This is a genomic window from Anaerobacillus sp. QJM3NY_32, from assembly GCF_056173645.1.
On the sequence record NZ_CM149684.1, the window covers coordinates 831356 to 850029 of the forward strand.

The following is an 18674-nucleotide window of genomic DNA, read 5'->3' on the forward strand; positions in this document are numbered from 1 at the left end:
TGCTTTTTTATATGCAAGATTAGTGCATGCTGGTGATTCACCATTTTTGGCTTATTCAAGTTAAACATAGCCTATCTCCATCTAAAGTTGTAGATGAAAATAAGTAAATAGCTAGAGTTTTTGTTTCTTTAAGTAGGTTATCATTTCCATATAGATATCAATCTTTGGAAAGAGGGAGATAGGAATGAAGCGACCGATCTGTATCACTTGTGGGACGCAATATGAGATGATGGAAAAGAATCCGGATACATGCCCTATTTGTAAAGAAGAAAGACAATACGTTAATCCTGAAGGGCAAGAGTGGACAACACTGGAGGAAATGCAAGCAGCTCAATTTCAAAACCAGATCATTGAGGAAGAAAAAGGACTACATAGTGTGACGACAGCACCCACTTTTGGGATTGGACAAACAGCATACTACATTCAGAGTAAGGGATTTAATCTGCTTTGGGATTGCATTTCTTATATTGATGCGGATACTATTCAAAAGATCAATGATCTTGGTGGCTTAGATGCAATTGCTCTTTCACATCCCCATTATTACTCTGCACAAGTCGAATGGGCAGAAGCCTTTAACGTTCCCATTTACATTCATGAAGATGACTCTGAGTGGGTGATGAGAGAGTCTGAAATGATTCGTTTTTGGAGCGGGGAGGAATTAAAGCTAACTTCGGATTTAACAATATATCGCCTTGGCGGCCATTTCCTAGGAGGAGCAGTTCTTCATGTACCAGAAGGTAATGAAGAAAGGGGCTTGCTTTTAACAGGAGACATTATTCAAGTTGTAGCTGATCAGGAGTGGGTAAGCTTTATGTATAGCTATCCAAACCTCATCCCTTTGCCAGCATTAAAGGTGGAAGAGATGGCCCGAAAGGTGAAGTCGTTAAAATATGATCGACTATACAATGCGTTTCATCGTAGTGTGAAATTCAATGCTGATCAATCTGTTCAGCTATCGGCGACTCGATATATAAAAGCGCTTGAAGGTAAGTTGTTTCATACGTGAAGAGAAAGCCTCCTTATAAAGGAGGTTTTCTTTTGTAAAAGCTTTGGTAGTTTATACTGTTGATTCTCGATTATTGGCTCAATCGAGTGTAAATGGTCATAAAATCAATAATGTTTATCGCCTTGGTAAAGTACAAATTAGCAGGGAAATTCCATTATTAATCGAATACGGTTAGAAGAATGACCGAATGAGGAGGGGAATGAGTAATGTAAGGAGGTTTCAAAATAGGAATAAGTGGAAATAAAACATTACTATGGTAATATAGAACGGTCCTTCAAAGCTACTGTAGAAAAGATGAAGGTGCTAGGTCTATATGAGGAGGTAGCACATATGAAGATTTATCATTTTGGTGAATCGGCAGGAAAAGAAATAACGAAGTTCGGATCAAACTTCATCATGTCCCGAATTTCACAAACAGAGGGAAGCGTACATATTGGAGTTATGTATTTAGACAAAGAAGGGATAATTGGGTTCCATCAAGCTGTGACGCCTCAATTATTGTTAATCATCAAAGGTGAAGGTATTGTGAGAGGAGAAGAGGATGAGTTAATAAAAGTACGAGAAGGAGATGCTGTTTTTTGGAATATTGACGAATGGCATGAGACCACATCAGAGAATGGATTGACTGCCATTGCGATCGAAGGGGAAGTGGATCCAGAGTTATTTATGAAGGAGAAGGAGTAACCGGAAGTGTAAGAAAGAACAGTTAAAAAGATAATAAAAAAGCTCTTCCACCGGGGAAGAGCTTTTTCTATATGATTTACGCTTTAACTACGTTAGTAGCTTGTGGTCCGCGGTTACCTTGCTCAGTGTCAAAAGTAACTGTTTGACCTTCTTCAAGAGTTTTGAAACCTTCGCCTTGAATAGCTGAGAAATGTACGAATACGTCGTCTCCGCCTTCAACTTCGATGAAGCCAAAACCTTTTTCTGCGTTAAACCATTTTACTGTACCTTTGTTCATGTGTGTATCCTCCAAGTGCATTTTGCACAAATATTACTATTACTGCTCTACATAATCATTTGAGATGTAAGTACTTCCTAAAGTAGCCTGCTCTTTAATAATCAGTACCGAACAACAATAATTAACCTTAGTATAACACGTCTCCCAAAAAAAGCAAACCTCTTCTGAAAAATCGTTCTTTTTTACTTCCAAACAAAGGACTGTATGGGTATGTTCGAATACTGTTAGTTAGTGAAAAACATTGATCAAACAGACTCTTAGTGTCGTTCTACCAATGAAGATATGGTAAAAATTCTAATCAAATATTATTTGTGTGAAGCAATTGGTCGTCATAGGTTGTAAAAGAACCTCAAACCAACTGTGACTATCGACCGTATCTACAAATATTAATGAAGATGGAATGAAATTTTTAATGTAAAATGAAATAAGTTCATCTATTATAGAGAAGAGATTCGATTTATCATCGGAGGTTGAAGATATGCCAGTTCAAGAATCGATCATTGAACAGGAAGTTCAAATGATTGGGAAGCAACTAGAAGCAAGAAAGTTAGATATTGCCAAAGGCTTACTTAAGCCAGGCGCTGATAACGCAGAAGCATTGCAATTACATACTGAGCTTGTTCAGCTTTGCGCAGATGCGATTCTAAGTGGTTTAGAAACAACAATGCCGCGATTAACAAAGTGGGGAAGAGACACGGGGGAGCTTGCCGTTCAATACGGCTCTGAGTTAGATCAGTCACTAAAAAATACTTCAGAAGTTCGACAGGCTATTTGGTCGGTGGTTGAACTTGTGACGATCGAAGCGAATCATACTGTCCAAAGTGTTTTTAGAGTAGGGAAAATCATTGATAACTTGCTTGATCATGCTGTTTATGCCTATAGCACAGCATACGTGGAATCATTTAAGAATACGCTTAGCCATGCACAGGAAGTTTTTCTTGAGCTATCTGTACCGGTTGTTCCGATTCTTGATGGTGTTGCAGTATTACCAATTGTTGGCGATATTGATACGCATCGTGCGAGTCTTCTGATGGAAACAGCTCTAAGAGAATCAACTGAAAAACGATTAACGCATTTATTTATTGATCTTTCTGGCGTAACCATCGTGGATACGATGGTCGCAAATAACATCTTTAACATTATTTATTCACTTGAACTTCTAGGAGTGAAAGGGATTTTGGCAGGTATAAGACCAGAAGTTGCTCAAACAATGATTCATCTCGGAATCGATTTTTCTTCCATCCAAACACATAGTACGTTAAAACAGGCTCTTGCTAAGCATATTTTTTAAGAATAGATGAGCAAGATTATACTAAATAATCCATAATGTAATGCTGTCCAATACGGGCAGTATTTTTTTGTACTAACGAAAAAATTGGAATGTTTTTTTAAAGTAAAATCGATTGACGTTGAAGTCAATCGCTAATAAAATGGTCTCGAAAAATCTTAGTAAGATCCTCTCTTCCAAAAGTATGAACATGTCGTCTCAAAGGACAGGCGGTATGCAACGCCTGATTGGCTTAGCCAGGCAGAAGAGGGAATTAAGATGCTTTCTCTAAGCGTCATGCTATCAGATCTTCTTTATTTTTAGTGGAAGGGAGGAGGTCGTAATGTTTTATCGAATTACGGTTTATCTTCTAGGTATGTTTATTAACTTCTTTGGTGTTGCACTAGTTATTCATGCAACGCTTGGCGCAGGATTTTGGACTTCGTTCTTTATAGGTCTTTCCGATTTAGCTGGGTTAACAGTTGGTTTCTGGTATGGTTTATTTCAAATACTGGTTATATTCCTAAATGGGAATTTAATGAAACAAAAGCCAGAGTATGGAGCCATCTTACCAATTATATTAGAAAGTTTTATTTTGGACTTCTGGTTAGAGATTGTATTTTCATCCGTTCAGTTAGCATCAGCACCGCTGATGGCAAAAGTAGCGATTCTTATTGCTGGGATGGGAGCGATTGGGCTAGGAGTGGCTATCTATATATTGCCACAGTTTCCACGTGCACCGTTTGATCAGCTGTTTCTCGTTATTAGCTCTAGATTCAATCTTAGCTTACAAATGGGACAGACGATTGTGGCTGTTGTTATGGCTTCACTTGCATTAATGATCGGAGGGCCTGTCGGCGTTGGGACTATTGCACTCGTATTTTTACTTGGCCCAATCATTCAGTTCTGGTATGAAAGAGCTTATCCGCTGTATTACGTGCTATACCCAGCGCAAGCACCACATGAAGAATATTTATAAAATCATACGTTAAAGGCGCTTTTCTGAAAAAACAGAAGCGTCTTTTTTATAGAGAGAGGTCTTTCCTTTTATTTTGACTTTTGCGAAATCTAAAACACGGGTATAACCATTCTGGGAGGGATAAACTGATGAAGAAAATAATCAATCAACCAGACGACGTTGTAAGCCAAATGCTGGACGGAATGGTGAAAGCTCATCCCGAATCCTATCAAAGACTGGAAGGTACAACAGTTCTCGTAAGAAAAAATCTGGCGGAAAACAAAGTAGGTGTTGTTAGCGGTGGCGGAAGTGGACATGAACCTGCACATGCGGGGTTCGTTGGAGAAGGTATGCTTGATGCTGCTGTGAGTGGAGAAGTGTTTACATCTCCTACACCAGATCAGATCTTAGAAGCGATTAAGGCGGTTGATCAGGGTGCTGGAGTTCTCCTTATTACTAAAAATTACACTGGGGATGTTATGAACTTTGAAATGGCGGCCGAGATGGCTGAAGACGAAGGTATATCTGTCGAACAAGTGATTGTTAATGATGATGTTGCGGTAGAGGATAGTACTCATACGACAGGTCGAAGAGGCGTAGCAGGAACTATTTTCGTTCATAAGATTGCAGGGGCAGCTGCACAAGAAGGTAAAACACTGAAAGAAGTGAAAGCGCTTGCTGAGGAAGTGGTTCAAAATGTCAGATCAATGGGCGCAGCGCTTCATCCGGCCCAGGTTCCTGGCTCAGGAAATCCAGGATTTGATATTAAAGAAAATGAAATGGAGCTTGGAATTGGTATTCATGGTGAGCCTGGGATGGAAACGATCGGACTGGTTTCGGCCGATGAATTGGCAGAGCGTCTTGTAGAAGAAGTGCTACCCGAACTAGAACTAAAACAAGGCGGTGAAATAGCGGTCATTGTGAACGGAATGGGAGCAACTCCATTAATGGAACTATACATTTTAAATAATCGTATTCATGATCTCTTAAAGGAAAAAGGCATTAAATCGGAATTGACGTTAGTGGGCAACTATATGACTGCCCTAGAAATGGCAGGTGCTTCTTTAACAGTTCTAAAATTAACGAATGAACTAAAGAAATACGTGACAAACCCATGTCAGACGATTGCATGGACGATAAACGACTAAGGAGGGTCATGTATGTTTACAGCAGAGATGGCTAGACAATGGATCAAAGAGTCTGCTAAAAAGATAGAATCGAATAAAGAACAGCTAACTGATCTTGACCAGGTACTGGGTGATGGAGATCATGGGCTTAACATGACAAGAGGCTTTAAGGCGGCTGTCGAACAGCTGAATGAAGAGACGGATGAACCAGGGAAAGTACTGAAGGCTGTTGGAACGAGTCTGTTGTCTAAGATAGGCGGTGCTTCAGGACCGCTTTACGGCACTCTTTTCATGAAAGCTGGAAATCAGTTAGAAGGAACAGAAGTGCAGATTAGCGACCTTTCTTCAAGTCTTCGAGTTGGCGTGGATGGAATGAAGAAACGAGGTAAGGCTGAGCGTGAAGAGAAGACGATGGTCGACTTACTTGAACCTGTAATTGAGTTAATGGAAGAGAAGGGAAATGAGCTTACACCTGCTCATTTGATCGACAAGGCGAAGGAAGCGCTTGAGCATGTAAAAGAGTATGAAGCCAAGAAAGGCAGAGCGGCTTACTACAAAGAAAAATCAAAAGGTAAACAGGATGCGGGGGCGCAGTCTTCTTATTATCTAATAGAATCCCTTGCGACAGTTCTCGATAAGGACGGTGAAGCTTAATGGTCAGTCTTGTCTTAGTATCACATAGTCCTGATATTTCAAAGGGATTGAAAAAGATGCTAGATGAAGCACAGCCTGAAGTTACTGTGCTCGATGCTGGAGGAACAGATGATGGTGGAATGGGAACGAGTGCTATTAAGATTCAAACTTCTATTGAAAAGGCAGACCATGGCGATGGCGTCGTTATTCTCGTGGATTTCGGAAGCTCAGTCATGAATGCAGAGATGGCGATCGATTTAATAGAGGATGCTCATTCCGTCAAGATTGCAGATGCGCCATTGATTGAGGGCGCCTATAGTGCGGTAATGGAAGCTGGATTTGGCAAGTCACTAGATGAAGTGGTGAAATCAGCAGTTCATGCAAAAGATATGAAGAAAGTGCAGTGAAAAGAAGAATTGAAAAAAACAGCGCATCCGCCTGGATGCGCTGTTTTTCTAAATTTTAAGCGCCAGCCCATACGTCTTTCGCATATCGGCCGTCTCGCTCAAGTTCTTCTAGCCATTGAATCGCTTCTTGCTCAGTTGTTTCATACATTGATTGATAGCTTGTGATCATCGTTTGCTCAACTTCAGGAGCCATGTGGCTACCGTCGCCGCAAACGTACAAGCGTCCACCTTCTTTTAGAAGTGGGATAACATCTGTAGCGTTATCGGATACAAGATGTTGAACATACGTTTTTTCTTTTCCAGGGCAACGAGAGAAAGCAGTGTGAAGGGTAACAAGTCCATCTTTTTCAGCTTGCTCTAGCTCTTCCTGGTATAAGTAATCATGTTCAGGATTACGACAGCCGAAGTAGAGGTGAGCAGCACCAAGCTTGACGCCTTGCTTGCTTAATTCACGACGTGCTTGAATGAACCCTCTAAATGGCGCAATGCCAGTTCCAGGTCCAATTAAGACCATTGGTGTTTCTGGATCTTCTGGAAGCTGGAAGTTGGACTGTGGCGTGTTAATGAAGCAGGCCACTTTGTCACCAAATTCACGCGTTGCCAGGTAGTTAGAGGCAACACCTTTGTACTCTCCTTTACCATTCCATGCAGTGTCTCGAACGACACTAACTGTCATGCTCGCTTCTCGCTCTTTGTAAAGCGGAGAACTAGAAATGGAGTAGTAGCGAGCTTTCAATGGTGGAAGCAGTGCAATGAATCGCTCAAATGGAATCTCACAAGCCATGTACTCCTCAACGAGTTCAAGCATCGTAACGCGTTTCTCAAGAACTTCTTTTTTATATATGTCGTCTTCAAGTAATTGCTCGAGCTCCACAACATGCGGTGGGCAAACTGTATGTGCAGCTAGCGCACGTATTTGAGAACGAGTTGCTGGTTCTTGAAGCTCTACATAAGAAGAAAGAAGTTCCTGGAGTTTCACTGGTTTGTCAGTAGGAAGATGCGCTGCTTTACCAGAATCTCCAGTCAGTAGCACGTGATCATGACCATTTAAAGAGAAGCGCTCGAGGACGCGGTTAACCATGTTATCACTGTTTTGTGGAAGGATACCAACATGATCACCTTCCTGGTATGAAGCGCCATCAGGAAGCATAAGTTCAATGTGGCGCGTGCTTCTGCCGCTCTCTGTATGCTGTAATTCTACATTTCGATTAATAATAGCAGTGAAAGCATGATGTGTTCTAGCGAGAGGTGTATCACTTACGCCACTCACGAAGCTCATAGAGATCGCGCTGTTTTCTGCGTTATTTTCATTTAATTCTATATTCATCGCTTCTGCGAGATTTGGCCAAAGCGTTGCTTCCCATTTCTCATAATCGCCTTCAAAGTCATCACTTGCGTCGCCAAATCCAGTTTCAGCCATTCGCTTTGCACCTTTTTGAGATAATTGCTCGTCGATGAAAGAAGGAATGCGTTGATAAGTGTTTGCCCAGTTACGGTCACCGCAACCAAATACAGCATATTGCACACCATTTACTGCTCCATCTTCCATCTCATCAAGCCACTGTACAAATTCATCCGCATTGTCTGGAGGATTTCCGTTATAGGAAGCAGACACAATCAGAACAGCTCCATCCTGTGGAAGTTCATTCACATAATCATTCAGTGGCCCAACTTGAGAGCTAAAGCCTTGTTGTCGACCAGTCTCAGCAAGGTCACGTGCAATTCCTTCAGCGGTGCCAAGGTTTGAACCATATAAGACAAAAAGAGGAGTGCCGTGCGCATTTTCAACGGGTGTTGGCGCGGTTTTCTTATCTTTTTGAACAGGCTCAGAAGCTTGAGTTACAAAAGAAATCGAATCTTTTCTTGGTTTCACCTTCATTTTCATGCCGTCAGGTTTTAGTGTTAATGTTTCTTTTACTTCTAGCTGATAATTCGCATGGTCAATCAGGTCGAAATTCTGGATGATCATACCAAGCAATAGCGTAGATTCATGAAGAGAAAACTGTTGTCCGATACAAGCACGCTGTCCATTACCAAATGGTTTAAAAGCATGCTGAGGGATAGATGATGGATCTTCAAATCGCTCTGGAATAAATGATTCGACATCTTCACCCCAGATGGATTTATCACGATGAAGTTCTGGTAAAAGAAGTGTGAAATCATCACCTTTTTTCACATCATATTCACCGTTTAACGTGGTGTCTTCTTTCGCATAAAGAGTAAACGCAGGAGCCGTTGGCCATAACCGAAGCGTTTCATTTAAAATCATTCGGACATATTTAAGCTGTTTCACTTGCTTATAGTCAGGAATGCCATCTCCAACAACGCGATCGACTTCTTCTTGGGCTTTTGCTAGTTTGTCAGGGTTGTTCATTAAGTAGTAAAGGGTAAATGAAAGCAAACCGCTGGTAGTTTCATGGCCAGCTATTAAAAAGGTGATGATTTGGAAACGAATGTTTTTATCATCAAGAGGTTCACCTGTCTCTGGGTCTTTTCCTTTTAACATATGAGAGAGAAGATCATCTTCACCCTGATCCCCGTTTTTCTTACGATCGGCGATTAAGTCATCGACAAGATTGAACATATAGTCAATGTCTTCTCGAAACTGCTTTTTAGATCTTACCATTAGCTTATCTTGAACACCGAGACGTTGTGATTGATTCATTGCTTCATCTAGCGCACGAACCATAGCATCGACAAATTCATGATTATTCTCTCTGTAGAAGCTATTAAAACGAAAGTCGAATCCACAAAGACCAATGGTATCAAGCGTTAAGCGAGTCATGTCTTCAGATACATCGACCTCTTCATCAGGATTCAATCGTGCCCATTTTTGAATAAGCTGTGTGGCAATATCAACCATTTTATTATGATAGCCCTTCATGGCCTGTTGGCTAAAGCTTGGTAGAAGAATATTATGGGCTTTTTTCCAATTTGGTTCTTCCGTTTCGCTTGTAAATAGACCATCTCCACCGAAAGCACGAACTTTTTGGAGGGCAGGGCCTATTTTTTTGTCAAACCGCTTCTCGTCGGTAATTTCAGCGACAAGATCTGCGCTGGAAACGAATGTACTTGTGCGGCCAGGGAATTGAAATTGGTAGATTGGCCCGAATTCTTTTGCTAGCTTCATAAACGATTGAATAGGTTTTTCTTTATCAATAAGAGGAATGCTTCCTAAAGGTCCATATGTTCGGGGCTGTGGGAACGATTTCTTAGTAGTCATGTTTAAATCACCTCATCTATAAATTAGCGGAATGAACGTTCATTCATTTCGCTTTATGAAGAGCAAATGCTCTTCACGAATGTGATCTTACGGAATCCCATAAGCTATTCTCAATACCTGAAAGAAGCTCTGGGTTGGGATGAAGTTCACCTGCTCTTACAAGATTCTGAAGTTCTAGAAAAGCTCCATAAAGGATGGCGATTAAGGCTTCAGAAGGCAGGTTTCGAATTACTGATTGTTGTTTACCAATATCAAAGAAGCTTCTTAATAGGTTAAGCAGCTGTGTGAAATCTTCCTGACTTTGACGATCTAGGAAGTGTGCGGCACTATGCTTTTTAATAAAATAGAGCGCATGTTCATTTTGATTTGTAAACAAAATCATGGCTTTAAATATATGGTGAAACTGATCACGAACGGACTGATGATAAGGAAATTGATCCTCAATCGTCTTTGTAAATGTTCGAACATAATCTTGAAAAAGGGTGTTAACGAGCACCTCTTTATTCTCAAAATAACGGTAGATCGTGCCAGCACCCACATTAGCTGAGGTGGCAATCATTGGCACGGTAGTCGCATCAAAACCTCGCTCAGCAAATAAAGCAAGAGCGCTTGTCATAATGTTTTCCCGCTTATTTTGGGTCGTCACAAGCATCCCCCTTTCTTACACAACATACGGAATGAACATTCATTCCCTTTCTATTTTAAACCTATTGGAAAAGCTTAACAATAAAGCAGAGGACCTAAAAAGATTGAAGATCTTGTTAACTAAAGGGTCTTAAAACCTATGAATATGCAAATGATTGGAAAAATAATCTTCTGAAACCATGATGTGGTATTTAAAGGGGATTATTTTTCCTTTAATGTCCCTCATCATAGAAGGGAGATTCTCAAGTCAAAGAAAGAGCCACTCTTCGGACGAAAAGTGGCTCTTTCTTTGAAAGTTATGTCATCGATCAATCGATTGGATCTTGAGCTTTTCCGTAGCGGAGTACATCAATAATAGCCATGCCATCGCTTGGTTTACCAGAATCATTTCGATAAGGCATGAGAGAAAAGAAGATAAAGTAGATGGAGAAGTAAGTGAATTGATAGAAAAATAGGTCTACTGGAAGGACTTCCGCATAAATCAATGCGTTCATAATAAGGACGACAATGATGTTAAATAAACTACCTGCCGCATAGATGGCAACGTGTGCCCATGTCTTGTTATAAGTGAGATCCTCGTACTGACACCATCCTTCCATAAAGTACTTCTTTTTTACTTCTAGAGGTCCGATATTAAAAATGGTCTTGCCAGTTCCGATACAGAACTTAATTTTTCCTCCGAAAACCCTTGCAACAAGAACGTGACCAGCTTCATGTAGTAGAGTAATGATCGGTAATATAATGAAAAAGTTCACGAAGAACATTGGGATATCGCTTAAGGTAAACATTTAAAACCTCCAAAGTGGTATTGTGATAAATATAAAGTGCTGTAAGAAAAGCGTTCCCGTATTTAATACGTTTGTAACACGATTAGAAGATGTTCTATTTATCAAAAAGTTTAGCTTACGTGAATGATGGAGATGAGAAAACAGTCATGTAGACGAACAAAACTAAACACTAGAAGGACTTCACCATATAAAAAGGAACGCCCTATGAAAGGCGTTCCACCGGAGCTTATTCAATAATTTGAAGTTCTTTCGGATACTTTGTTAATGTTTCATACCCTGTTTTCGTAACAAGAACATCATCTTCAATTCGAACTCCGCCTACTTCAGGTACATAGATGCCTGGCTCGATCGTATATGTCATTCCTTCAATTAGAAGAGAGTCGTTGTTTTCACTCATAGATGGATATTCATGAACTTCAATTCCAATTCCATGACCGATGCGGTGAGGGAACTGGTCTCCATATCCAGCGTCTGCAATGATTTGTCTCGCCGTTTTATCAAGATCTCCAAGTCTTGTTCCAGGTTGAGAGATATTGAGCGTTTCAAGCTGAGCGTTCAGTACGACATCATAAATTTCTTTTTGCTTTTCATTCACTTCTTTGTAAGCAACTGTTCGCGTAATGTCTGAACAATAGCCATCTAACACCACACCAAGATCGAATAAAACGAGGTCGCCTTTTTTCAACTTACGATCGCCTGGATTACCGTGTGGCTGTCCAGCTTTTTCACCGAAAAGCACCATTGTTGAAAAGGACATTTCACGAATTCCTTTTTTCTTAAGTTCGTACTCAATCGTTGCAAGAACTTCCATCTCAGTACAACCTTCTTGGAGCGCTTTAACTCCCGTCTCTACCCCGAAGTCTGCTAGTTCAGCAGCTCTTCTTAGAATCTCTAATTCTTGCTCATCTTTAATTAAACGTAGTTCGTGAAGTTTCTCTTCAGCACTTGTAAATGAAACAGATGGATAACGTTTCATGATTTGTTCAGCACGTCCATAAGAGAGTGTTTCTTTCTCAATAGCTACCTGACTCGCTTCTTTCATACCGCGACTCTTCAAGGCATTATGGATAAATTCCCATGGATCATCGGCATCTCCATGTCCGATAATCTCATATTTCCACCCTGCATCTCTTGCTTGAGATACTTCCATACCCGGACAAACTAGAAACGGTTCTGCATCCGGGAAAATAAATAAACCTAATAGTCGTTCATGTGGCTCACATTCAAAGTTGGAAAGATAGAATACATTGGAAGAAGAGTGAACAAACGCAAAGGTTTGTTCAGTTTCTTCTAGCCACTTCGAAAATTTATCTAAACGCTGATTCATTTTTTCTCACAACCTGTTCTTAAAAATTTTAATGATGACTAACTTATTCAGACTTTGTTTTGTTGGTAGTTACTAAAGTTACGACAATTAATACGATAACTGCTACTGGAACAGCGAAAAGAACACTATTTAGTTCAAATGGTTTTGCAAGTGGGATTTCCCAAACAAGCGTTGTCACAACTCCGGCGATCATAGACGATACACCGCCATAAAGGTTGACACGTTTCCAGAAGAAGACAGCTAATACGGCAGGAGTAATACCAGCTCCGTAAACGGTATAAGCATACATTTGAACAGATAATACGGTAGGGAAGAAGCTAATAATGACATAAGCAAGAACCCCGAGGATGACGATGAACCATTTGGTCATGACTAACAGCTGCTTATCAGTCGCATCCTTTTTTAAATATTTTCCGTACAGATCATACGTTACGTTTGTAGCGGCGGAAAGAAGGTAAGAGTTACCTGTAGTGATAATAAAGGCTGTTGCTGCCGTTAATAAAATACCGCCGACAAACGTTGGCATCACGACAGTTGTTGCCATCAGTGCCATCCCTGGATCAATATCAGGGAAGATTGAACGTGCTGCAAAAGCGATTAAACTAATTGTTGGAGAAATCAGAAGCATCGCCACGAGCCAACCAATTTGGGCTTTTTTCGATGAACGATCTCCACTTGATGAAGCCAACCGCTGATACATGTTCTGGTCAGCCAATAATAGAAAGAGGGAAGGTAATAAATAACCTAATAATTGAATGTTCGATAACTGGCCGCTAAATGTTAAGTGGTCTTTTGGTACATTCGCCAGGATGCTGTCCCAACCACCAGCAATAACAAATATGGTTGGTAATGTGATACCTAGCCCGACAACCATTAAAATGGCACTTACAGCGTCAGTAGGAGCTACCGAGCGTAATCCACCAATCGTTGCTAGGAAGATGATAAGAGCAGCACCGATAATAGTACCTGTTTCAACTGAAATACCTGTTGTCAGATTCAGAATGAAGCCAAACCCTTTCATCTGATAGGAAACAATTCCTACATAGGCAAGAATAATGATAATGCCTGCCAGCGTCCTCGCGAATGAACCGTATTTCTCTTCAAGTATTGAAGATACTGTATATTTCCCAAATGCTCGGATTCTTGGAGCAATGATATAAAGAATCAAGATACCTACTATCGTTGGAATGGCCATTAGAAACGCCGGAATAATTCCATAGCTATACGCCATAGACGTTTCGCCACCTGAAATGCTTCCACTACCTGTCCAGGTTGCTAGCAGTGTACCCGTTAATACTAGAGCACCAAGTCCTTTACCAGCGAGAATAAAATCCTCACTATTTGACACTTTTTTAGAGAAATAAATTCCAAGTCCCACCATGAGAATGCCATAAGCAATAACAAACCATAAAAGGTTAGGATTGTGTGTAATTTCCATTACGTAAACGTCACTTCCTTGTCTTAGTTGTGTTTTTTCTTAGGTGCGCACCGTTAAATATGCTATCACAACAATTTGGGTATTAAAAAAAGTGGGAAATAATCTCTGTGGAAGACTTTGGGAATAAACCTGATGACAATCTAAATACACACTTCTTTCTTCACCTATTATTGGTTATTATTTTCATTTAATAGAAAACAATTCAAATAAAGTGGTTATATAGTACTGAATCGAAAAACTTTGTAGATTAAATAAAAGCGCTATTATTTGGATTTTTACTATAATTTAAACAATTTAAGGATCGATAAACATGTGAAGTGAAGTAAACACTAGAAAATGACGTTCTGTTAAGAGCTATTTATTGTGTTCAAGATTGAGAATAATGCAGAGCACTCTTTTTTTCTTTAGAAGGGGAAAATGATGTTTTGGTGAACTAGTTATTCAGGGTATAAAGCAAGAAGGTTGATGAAAAGTTTAAAAAAGTTTATGATGAAATCAAATACCCTGTGGGGTAATTAACAATACGTTTTCGGGAGGATTAAATCATGTATTTACGTACTTTCTTTGATGAGAAATTGGCACAGTATTCTTATATGATCGGTTGTCAACGAACTGGTGAAGCGCTTGTGATTGACCCGGCGCGTGACGTGACACCGTATTTAGAAACAGCGAAAAAAGAAGGCTTTCATCTTGCGGCCGCAGCTGAAACGCATATACACGCCGATTTTGTATCAGGCGCTAGACAATTAGCTGAAAAGCATGACGTGAAATTATATTTATCAGATGAAGGAGATCAAGACTGGAAATACGGTTATCTAGAAGGATTAAATGTCGAACTAGTAACGGACGGTTCAATTATTCGCGTTGGTCATGTAGAACTTCGCGTAATGCATACCCCAGGTCATACCCCTGAAAGCATTTCGTTCGAACTCACTGATCGTGGTGGTGGCTCGGAAGTACCAATGGGCATTTTCACAGGAGACTTTGTCTTTGTTGGTGATATTGGTCGACCAGATTTGCTTGAAAAAGCCGCAGGCGCTGTTGGCACAGCGGAAACTGGAGCGAAGGCGATGTTCCAATCACTTCAAAAATTTAAAGAGCTACCAGAATTTCTAACGGTTTGGCCAGGACACGGTGCAGGCAGTGCTTGTGGGAAATCTCTTGGTGCTGTGCCACAATCAACAGTGGGCTATGAGCTACGAAATAATTGGGCCTTGAAAGAAGAGAACGAAGGGGAATTCGTTAAAGAATTATTAAACGAACAGCCAGAAGCCCCAACATACTTTGCGGTTATGAAAAAGGTGAATAAAGAAGGACCTAACGTGTTATCAGGGGAAGAACTAGAAAAGATTATGAATGTTGATGAGTTCCGTGCGCTTGCATCGAAGGACAACACAACAATCGTTGATACACGTCCTGCACAGGATTTTGCAGATGGGCATATTGATGGAGCGATTAATCTTCCATTTAATAAAGCCTTTACGAATTGGTCAGGCTGGGTTCTAGATTATGAGCACGATCTTCTCCTCATTGCAGACGATGAGCAGAAAGATGAGATTGTGAAGGCCTTACATTCGATTGGCATCGACCATATAAGTGGCTATGCAAGTCCAGAACTTCTTTCCCAGTGGGACGATCTAGAGGGATATTCCTTTATTTCAACGGAACAATTGAATGATGTTTATGACAAAGAAGATGTTTATGTTGTAGATATTCGAAAAGAAAATGAATGGAACTCAGGTCATATTCCTGGAGCTAATCATCACATGCTTGGCTATTTAGAAGATCAGGCGAATGACATTCCAGAAGATAAAACAATCGTCGTTCACTGTCAGTCTGGCACTCGTTCAGCAATCGGAACAAGCTTACTACAATCACTCGGTTTCAAGGACATTTTAAACTATAGCGGTGGCTTTGCTGCATGGGAAAAAGATGGAGATAAAATCGAAAAATAATCAAAAAAAAGCGTAAAGCAGACACTGCTTTACGCTTTTTTCTTATGCACTCATTTCAGTTTCTAACGTAGCCGGCTTAGGCTTCATTAGCATTAATCCGATTCCTCCAGCACTAAGGACAGCTGCAACGAGGAACGGTGCGTGAGCTGATACTCCTTGACCAATCAAACCGGAAAGAACAGGAGCAATGGCAGCACCGAGCCAGCGGAGGAAGTTGTATCCTCCTGACGTAATGCTTCTTTCATATGGAGAAACCTCCATAACGTAGCTTGTAAATAACGCGTTATTTAGTCCAGAAGCAAGACCTGAGACGATCACGACAGTAATCAGAAGAGGTGTTGATGGAACAACAAATAATAGTGCTAGTAAGATAGCAAATATCAATAAGCTATACGGAAGAATCTTCTTAGGTAGAAATTTCTTCTCAAGCTGGTGACTTAATATGGCTGATCCATAGGCGAGCATTAATCCCCAGCCAAAGAAGACAAATCCAATTTGAATCGCATTAAGTCCGATAATTAGTGGCGTATAAGCCAGAACTACGAAAAATCCATAGTAATAAAGCATTGCTGCAAGAGCGGAAGTTAGGAATGGCTTGTATGAGAAAAGTCCTTTTAACTCACTCATTCCAACAGGTTTTCGTTTTTGTTTGCCATTTGGTTCAAACACAAAGAATAGAACAAGGCAGAATGCAGCTAGAATTAAGATGGACGTTGCAAAGAAAGGGAATCTCCATGAATAACCACCAAGAACACCACCCACAAGTGGTCCGCCCGCCATTCCGAGTCCAATAGCTGCCTCATAGTAGCCAACGGCTTTTTGCGGGTCTTTAGATAAAGCGATTAGAAGCGTCATGGCTGTCGCGAAGAACATAGAATTACCAAATCCCCAACCTGCTCTAAAAATAGATAGGCTTGCGATTCCATTTGAAAGAGCGCAAAGCAGTGCAAAGACCGTAACGATGAATAAACCAAATACCATCATGCGCTTATCACCAAATCGACTTGCAAAAATACCGGCTGGAATCATCATAATCGCCATTGTCAAAATGTAGGCAGTAAACAGCATTTCAACCTGCCAGTGGTTCGCGCCAATTTGCTCTGCGATTGTTGGAAGAATTGGATCGACAATCCCGATACCCATAAACGCAAGGAAGGTGGCGGCGATCGTTATCCATCTTGCTTTCGTGAATTTTTTTTCATTCATTCAACTTAACCTCCTATAAAAATCGTTCAAAAAGAACAACGGTTGTTATTTATACAACAAGTGTCGTAAAATATTGTAACAGAGTCATGAAATTGAGCAATAATCAAGTTTTCGAGAAACGTTGTCTAAACGACGTGTTGTTAAATTTTGTTGAGAAAAAGTTTAATTTGGAGGAGATTTCTTATGAAAGAGAAAGAAGACCCACGTGTTACCCGAACGCGAAAGCTCTTACAGGATGCGTTTATCCACCTAATGGCAGTAAAAGAATATGAGAAAATTACAATTGCTGATATTACTAAAGAAGCCACTGTTAATCGCGCTACTTTTTATTTGCATTATCAGGATAAAGAAGAGTTACTACTTCAAACGGTTGATGAAATGCTGAGGCAGCTTTTTGGCGAGGCGCTGACGATCCCACCTGGTAATTTACCAATTGATGATTTGCAACGATATATTGCAGAGCACATTTTCTCAAGCATTGCCGAATATGATAAGTTTTTTCACGTCATGTTAATCAAAAAAGGAATGCCGAACTTTCTTGATCATATGCGTAGCTTTTTCTTTGATTTCTATGACAATCGAATTGCGAAAGGAAGGTTCGATCCTTTGCCATTACCAAGTGAGGTGATCGCAAGCTATATCGCTTCTGCGTATACAGGAATGATTTCCTGGTGGCTTGAAAATGACATGCCCTACACACCAAAGGAGATGGCTGAGCAAATGATTCAGTTGAATCAGAAGGGACCAACTGGGATTTTGAAGATGCATGTGAGGAAGCGAGAGTAGGAGTACCTTCCTGAGCAAATTAAACATCATGGTAAAGCTAGTCTCGTTTTCCAATTGGAAAACGAGACTAGCTTTTTTAGTGTTAATAGAGGAACCGTGAGATTTTGATAGAAAAGGAAAGGAAGCAGAGGCGGTGTATGAAAAATGTTAGTGAAAATTAAATATTGGATTCCGGTGTTTCAGGAAGAGAGGATGATTCGCGTCTATTTGCCTCATGAGTACGCTCATACAGATAGAAGCTACCCGGTTCTTTATATGCATGATGGACAAAACGTATTTGAAGATCAGGATGTAGTTGGTGGAAGTTCGCTGAGGTTGTTAAACTATTTGGAGCAAAAAAAGTTTCAGCTTATTGTTGTTGCTATTGATTCAGGAGCTAAACGAATGGAAGAGTATTGCTTATGGCGGCATGGTCAATTAAGTGAAGAGCTAACAGGTAAAAGTGAGATCGTAAAAGCGAAGGGTCGAGAGTATATCGCATATATCGTAAAAGATTTAAAACCAGCCATCGACGCTACATACCGAACGCTTAGAAATACAAATTATATGGCGGGAATTTCTTTAGGTGGATTACTTACTACATACGCCCTCTGTCATTATCCTACTGTTTTTAGTAAAGGAGCTTGCATCTCTTCCGCTTTTTTTCGAAACCAAGAAGAATTGGAGGGATTTATCTTGGAGTCCGAACTAACAGATCGTAGTTGCTTTTATTTGGATTGCGGAGATAAGGAATCTGGAGACGAGCGGATTGATAAAGCATTTCTGAATTCAAATGATCGAATATATCAATTGCTGGAGGAGAAAGCTTCATGTGTGCAATTTCATTTGATAAAGGATGGGGAGCATAACTATAAATCATTTCGTACCAGAACGGATGATTTGATGAGTTTTTTTATGAATGAGAGATAGAGTGAATGAATGTTATATCTAACACTTTAATGGTAAAA

At 40.3% G+C, this 18674-nt stretch carries 17 protein-coding genes; 10 read left to right on the forward strand and 7 right to left on the reverse strand.

All coding sequences use genetic code 11. From position 1 onward, the window contains the following. The first annotated feature begins 184 nt into the window (after window positions 1-184). Complete coding sequence (locus tag AC0VYH_RS04510) at window positions 185-1006, forward strand: MBL fold metallo-hydrolase (RefSeq protein ID WP_475373343.1); 822 nt, start codon at window positions 185-187, stop codon at window positions 1004-1006. A 330-nt stretch (window positions 1007-1336) separates the two neighbouring features. Further along, window positions 1337-1690, forward strand: a complete 354-nt coding sequence (locus AC0VYH_RS04515; RefSeq protein WP_475373344.1) for a cupin — start codon at window positions 1337-1339, stop codon at window positions 1688-1690. 76 nt (window positions 1691-1766) lie between these two features. Here the strand turns inward: AC0VYH_RS04515 and AC0VYH_RS04520 are convergent, their stop codons facing one another. Continuing rightward, window positions 1767-1967 carry a cold-shock protein gene (locus AC0VYH_RS04520; protein ID WP_098442444.1) on the reverse strand — a complete coding sequence of 67 codons (201 nt, stop codon included), beginning with the start codon at window positions 1965-1967 and terminating at the stop codon, window positions 1767-1769. Between the two features lie 478 nt (window positions 1968-2445). Here AC0VYH_RS04520 and AC0VYH_RS04525 point away from each other — a divergent pair, with 478 nt between their 5' ends. From AC0VYH_RS04525 to dhaM, 5 genes are all read left to right on the forward strand, one after another. After that, a complete protein-coding gene (locus AC0VYH_RS04525) occupies window positions 2446-3258 on the forward strand; it encodes an STAS domain-containing protein (protein ID WP_475366667.1) in 813 nt (270 codons plus the stop codon). 319 nt (window positions 3259-3577) lie between these two features. After that, window positions 3578-4213, forward strand: a complete 636-nt coding sequence (locus AC0VYH_RS04530; RefSeq protein WP_194220413.1) for a YczE/YyaS/YitT family protein — start codon at window positions 3578-3580, stop codon at window positions 4211-4213. Window positions 4214-4341: 128 nt separating this feature from the next. Next, a complete protein-coding gene (gene dhaK, locus AC0VYH_RS04535) occupies window positions 4342-5340 on the forward strand; it encodes a dihydroxyacetone kinase subunit DhaK (protein WP_475366668.1) in 999 nt (332 codons plus the stop codon). A 12-nt stretch (window positions 5341-5352) separates the two neighbouring features. Then, the gene (gene dhaL, locus AC0VYH_RS04540) at window positions 5353-5973 is read left to right on the forward strand and encodes a dihydroxyacetone kinase subunit DhaL (RefSeq protein ID WP_475366669.1); all 621 of its coding nucleotides are present in this window, start codon (window positions 5353-5355) and stop codon (window positions 5971-5973) included. Continuing rightward, on the forward strand, window positions 5973-6359 hold the full coding sequence (gene dhaM, locus AC0VYH_RS04545) for a dihydroxyacetone kinase phosphoryl donor subunit DhaM (protein ID WP_475373345.1): 387 nt from the start codon (window positions 5973-5975) through the stop codon (window positions 6357-6359). The genes dhaL and dhaM overlap by 1 nt, the downstream gene beginning before the upstream one ends. Before the next feature lie 55 nt (window positions 6360-6414). Here the strand turns inward: dhaM and AC0VYH_RS04550 are convergent, their stop codons facing one another. From AC0VYH_RS04550 to AC0VYH_RS04570, 5 genes are all read right to left on the reverse strand, one after another. Further along, a complete protein-coding gene (locus tag AC0VYH_RS04550; protein WP_475366670.1) occupies window positions 6415-9582 on the reverse strand; it encodes a bifunctional cytochrome P450/NADPH--P450 reductase in 3168 nt (1055 codons plus the stop codon). Between the two features lie 73 nt (window positions 9583-9655). After that, complete coding sequence (locus tag AC0VYH_RS04555; RefSeq protein WP_475366671.1) at window positions 9656-10228, reverse strand: TetR/AcrR family transcriptional regulator; 573 nt, start codon at window positions 10226-10228, stop codon at window positions 9656-9658. A gap of 307 nt (window positions 10229-10535) precedes the next feature. Then, entirely contained in the window at window positions 10536-11015 is a 480-nt protein-coding gene (locus AC0VYH_RS04560) for a site-2 protease family protein (protein ID WP_430243749.1), read from the reverse strand. Window positions 11016-11241: 226 nt separating this feature from the next. Further along, entirely contained in the window at window positions 11242-12342 is a 1101-nt protein-coding gene (locus AC0VYH_RS04565; protein WP_475373346.1) for a M24 family metallopeptidase, read from the reverse strand. A 43-nt stretch (window positions 12343-12385) separates the two neighbouring features. After that, entirely contained in the window at window positions 12386-13780 is a 1395-nt protein-coding gene (locus AC0VYH_RS04570) for a sodium:solute symporter family protein (protein ID WP_475366673.1), read from the reverse strand. A 545-nt stretch (window positions 13781-14325) separates the two neighbouring features. Between AC0VYH_RS04570 and AC0VYH_RS04575 the strand changes: the two genes are divergently transcribed. Continuing rightward, window positions 14326-15735: an MBL fold metallo-hydrolase gene (locus AC0VYH_RS04575; protein ID WP_475366674.1), complete on the forward strand. Its 1410-nt coding sequence runs from the start codon at window positions 14326-14328 to the stop codon at window positions 15733-15735. Window positions 15736-15777: 42 nt separating this feature from the next. Here the strand turns inward: AC0VYH_RS04575 and AC0VYH_RS04580 are convergent, their stop codons facing one another. Then, entirely contained in the window at window positions 15778-16941 is a 1164-nt protein-coding gene (locus AC0VYH_RS04580) for an MFS transporter (RefSeq protein WP_194220423.1), read from the reverse strand. A 183-nt stretch (window positions 16942-17124) separates the two neighbouring features. On the opposite strand from AC0VYH_RS04580, the gene AC0VYH_RS04585 reads away from it, so the two are divergent. Next, entirely contained in the window at window positions 17125-17727 is a 603-nt protein-coding gene (locus AC0VYH_RS04585) for a TetR/AcrR family transcriptional regulator (RefSeq protein WP_194220424.1), read from the forward strand. A gap of 144 nt (window positions 17728-17871) precedes the next feature. After that, window positions 17872-18636: an alpha/beta hydrolase gene (locus tag AC0VYH_RS04590; protein WP_430243739.1), complete on the forward strand. Its 765-nt coding sequence runs from the start codon at window positions 17872-17874 to the stop codon at window positions 18634-18636. Window positions 18637-18674 lie beyond the last annotated feature (38 nt).

Coding starts and splice junctions, on each gene's coding strand:
- dhaM (WP_475373345.1), top strand. CDS start 5,973: ATGGTCAGTCTTGTCTTAGTATCACATAGTCCTGATATTTCAAAGGGA.
- AC0VYH_RS04570 (WP_475366673.1), bottom strand. CDS start 13,780: ATGGAAATTACACACAATCCTAACCTTTTATGGTTTGTTATTGCTTAT.
- AC0VYH_RS04575 (WP_475366674.1), top strand. CDS start 14,326: ATGTATTTACGTACTTTCTTTGATGAGAAATTGGCACAGTATTCTTAT.
- AC0VYH_RS04585 (WP_194220424.1), top strand. CDS start 17,125: ATGAAAGAGAAAGAAGACCCACGTGTTACCCGAACGCGAAAGCTCTTA.
- AC0VYH_RS04510 (WP_475373343.1), top strand. CDS start 185: ATGAAGCGACCGATCTGTATCACTTGTGGGACGCAATATGAGATGATG.
- AC0VYH_RS04590 (WP_430243739.1), top strand. CDS start 17,872: ATGTTAGTGAAAATTAAATATTGGATTCCGGTGTTTCAGGAAGAGAGG.
- AC0VYH_RS04560 (WP_430243749.1), bottom strand. CDS start 11,015: ATGTTTACCTTAAGCGATATCCCAATGTTCTTCGTGAACTTTTTCATT.
- AC0VYH_RS04580 (WP_194220423.1), bottom strand. CDS start 16,941: ATGAATGAAAAAAAATTCACGAAAGCAAGATGGATAACGATCGCCGCC.
- AC0VYH_RS04550 (WP_475366670.1), bottom strand. CDS start 9,582: ATGACTACTAAGAAATCGTTCCCACAGCCCCGAACATATGGACCTTTA.
- AC0VYH_RS04515 (WP_475373344.1), top strand. CDS start 1,337: ATGAAGATTTATCATTTTGGTGAATCGGCAGGAAAAGAAATAACGAAG.
- dhaL (WP_475366669.1), top strand. CDS start 5,353: ATGTTTACAGCAGAGATGGCTAGACAATGGATCAAAGAGTCTGCTAAA.
- AC0VYH_RS04525 (WP_475366667.1), top strand. CDS start 2,446: ATGCCAGTTCAAGAATCGATCATTGAACAGGAAGTTCAAATGATTGGG.
- AC0VYH_RS04565 (WP_475373346.1), bottom strand. CDS start 12,342: ATGAATCAGCGTTTAGATAAATTTTCGAAGTGGCTAGAAGAAACTGAA.
- dhaK (WP_475366668.1), top strand. CDS start 4,342: ATGAAGAAAATAATCAATCAACCAGACGACGTTGTAAGCCAAATGCTG.
- AC0VYH_RS04530 (WP_194220413.1), top strand. CDS start 3,578: ATGTTTTATCGAATTACGGTTTATCTTCTAGGTATGTTTATTAACTTC.
- AC0VYH_RS04520 (WP_098442444.1), bottom strand. CDS start 1,967: ATGAACAAAGGTACAGTAAAATGGTTTAACGCAGAAAAAGGTTTTGGC.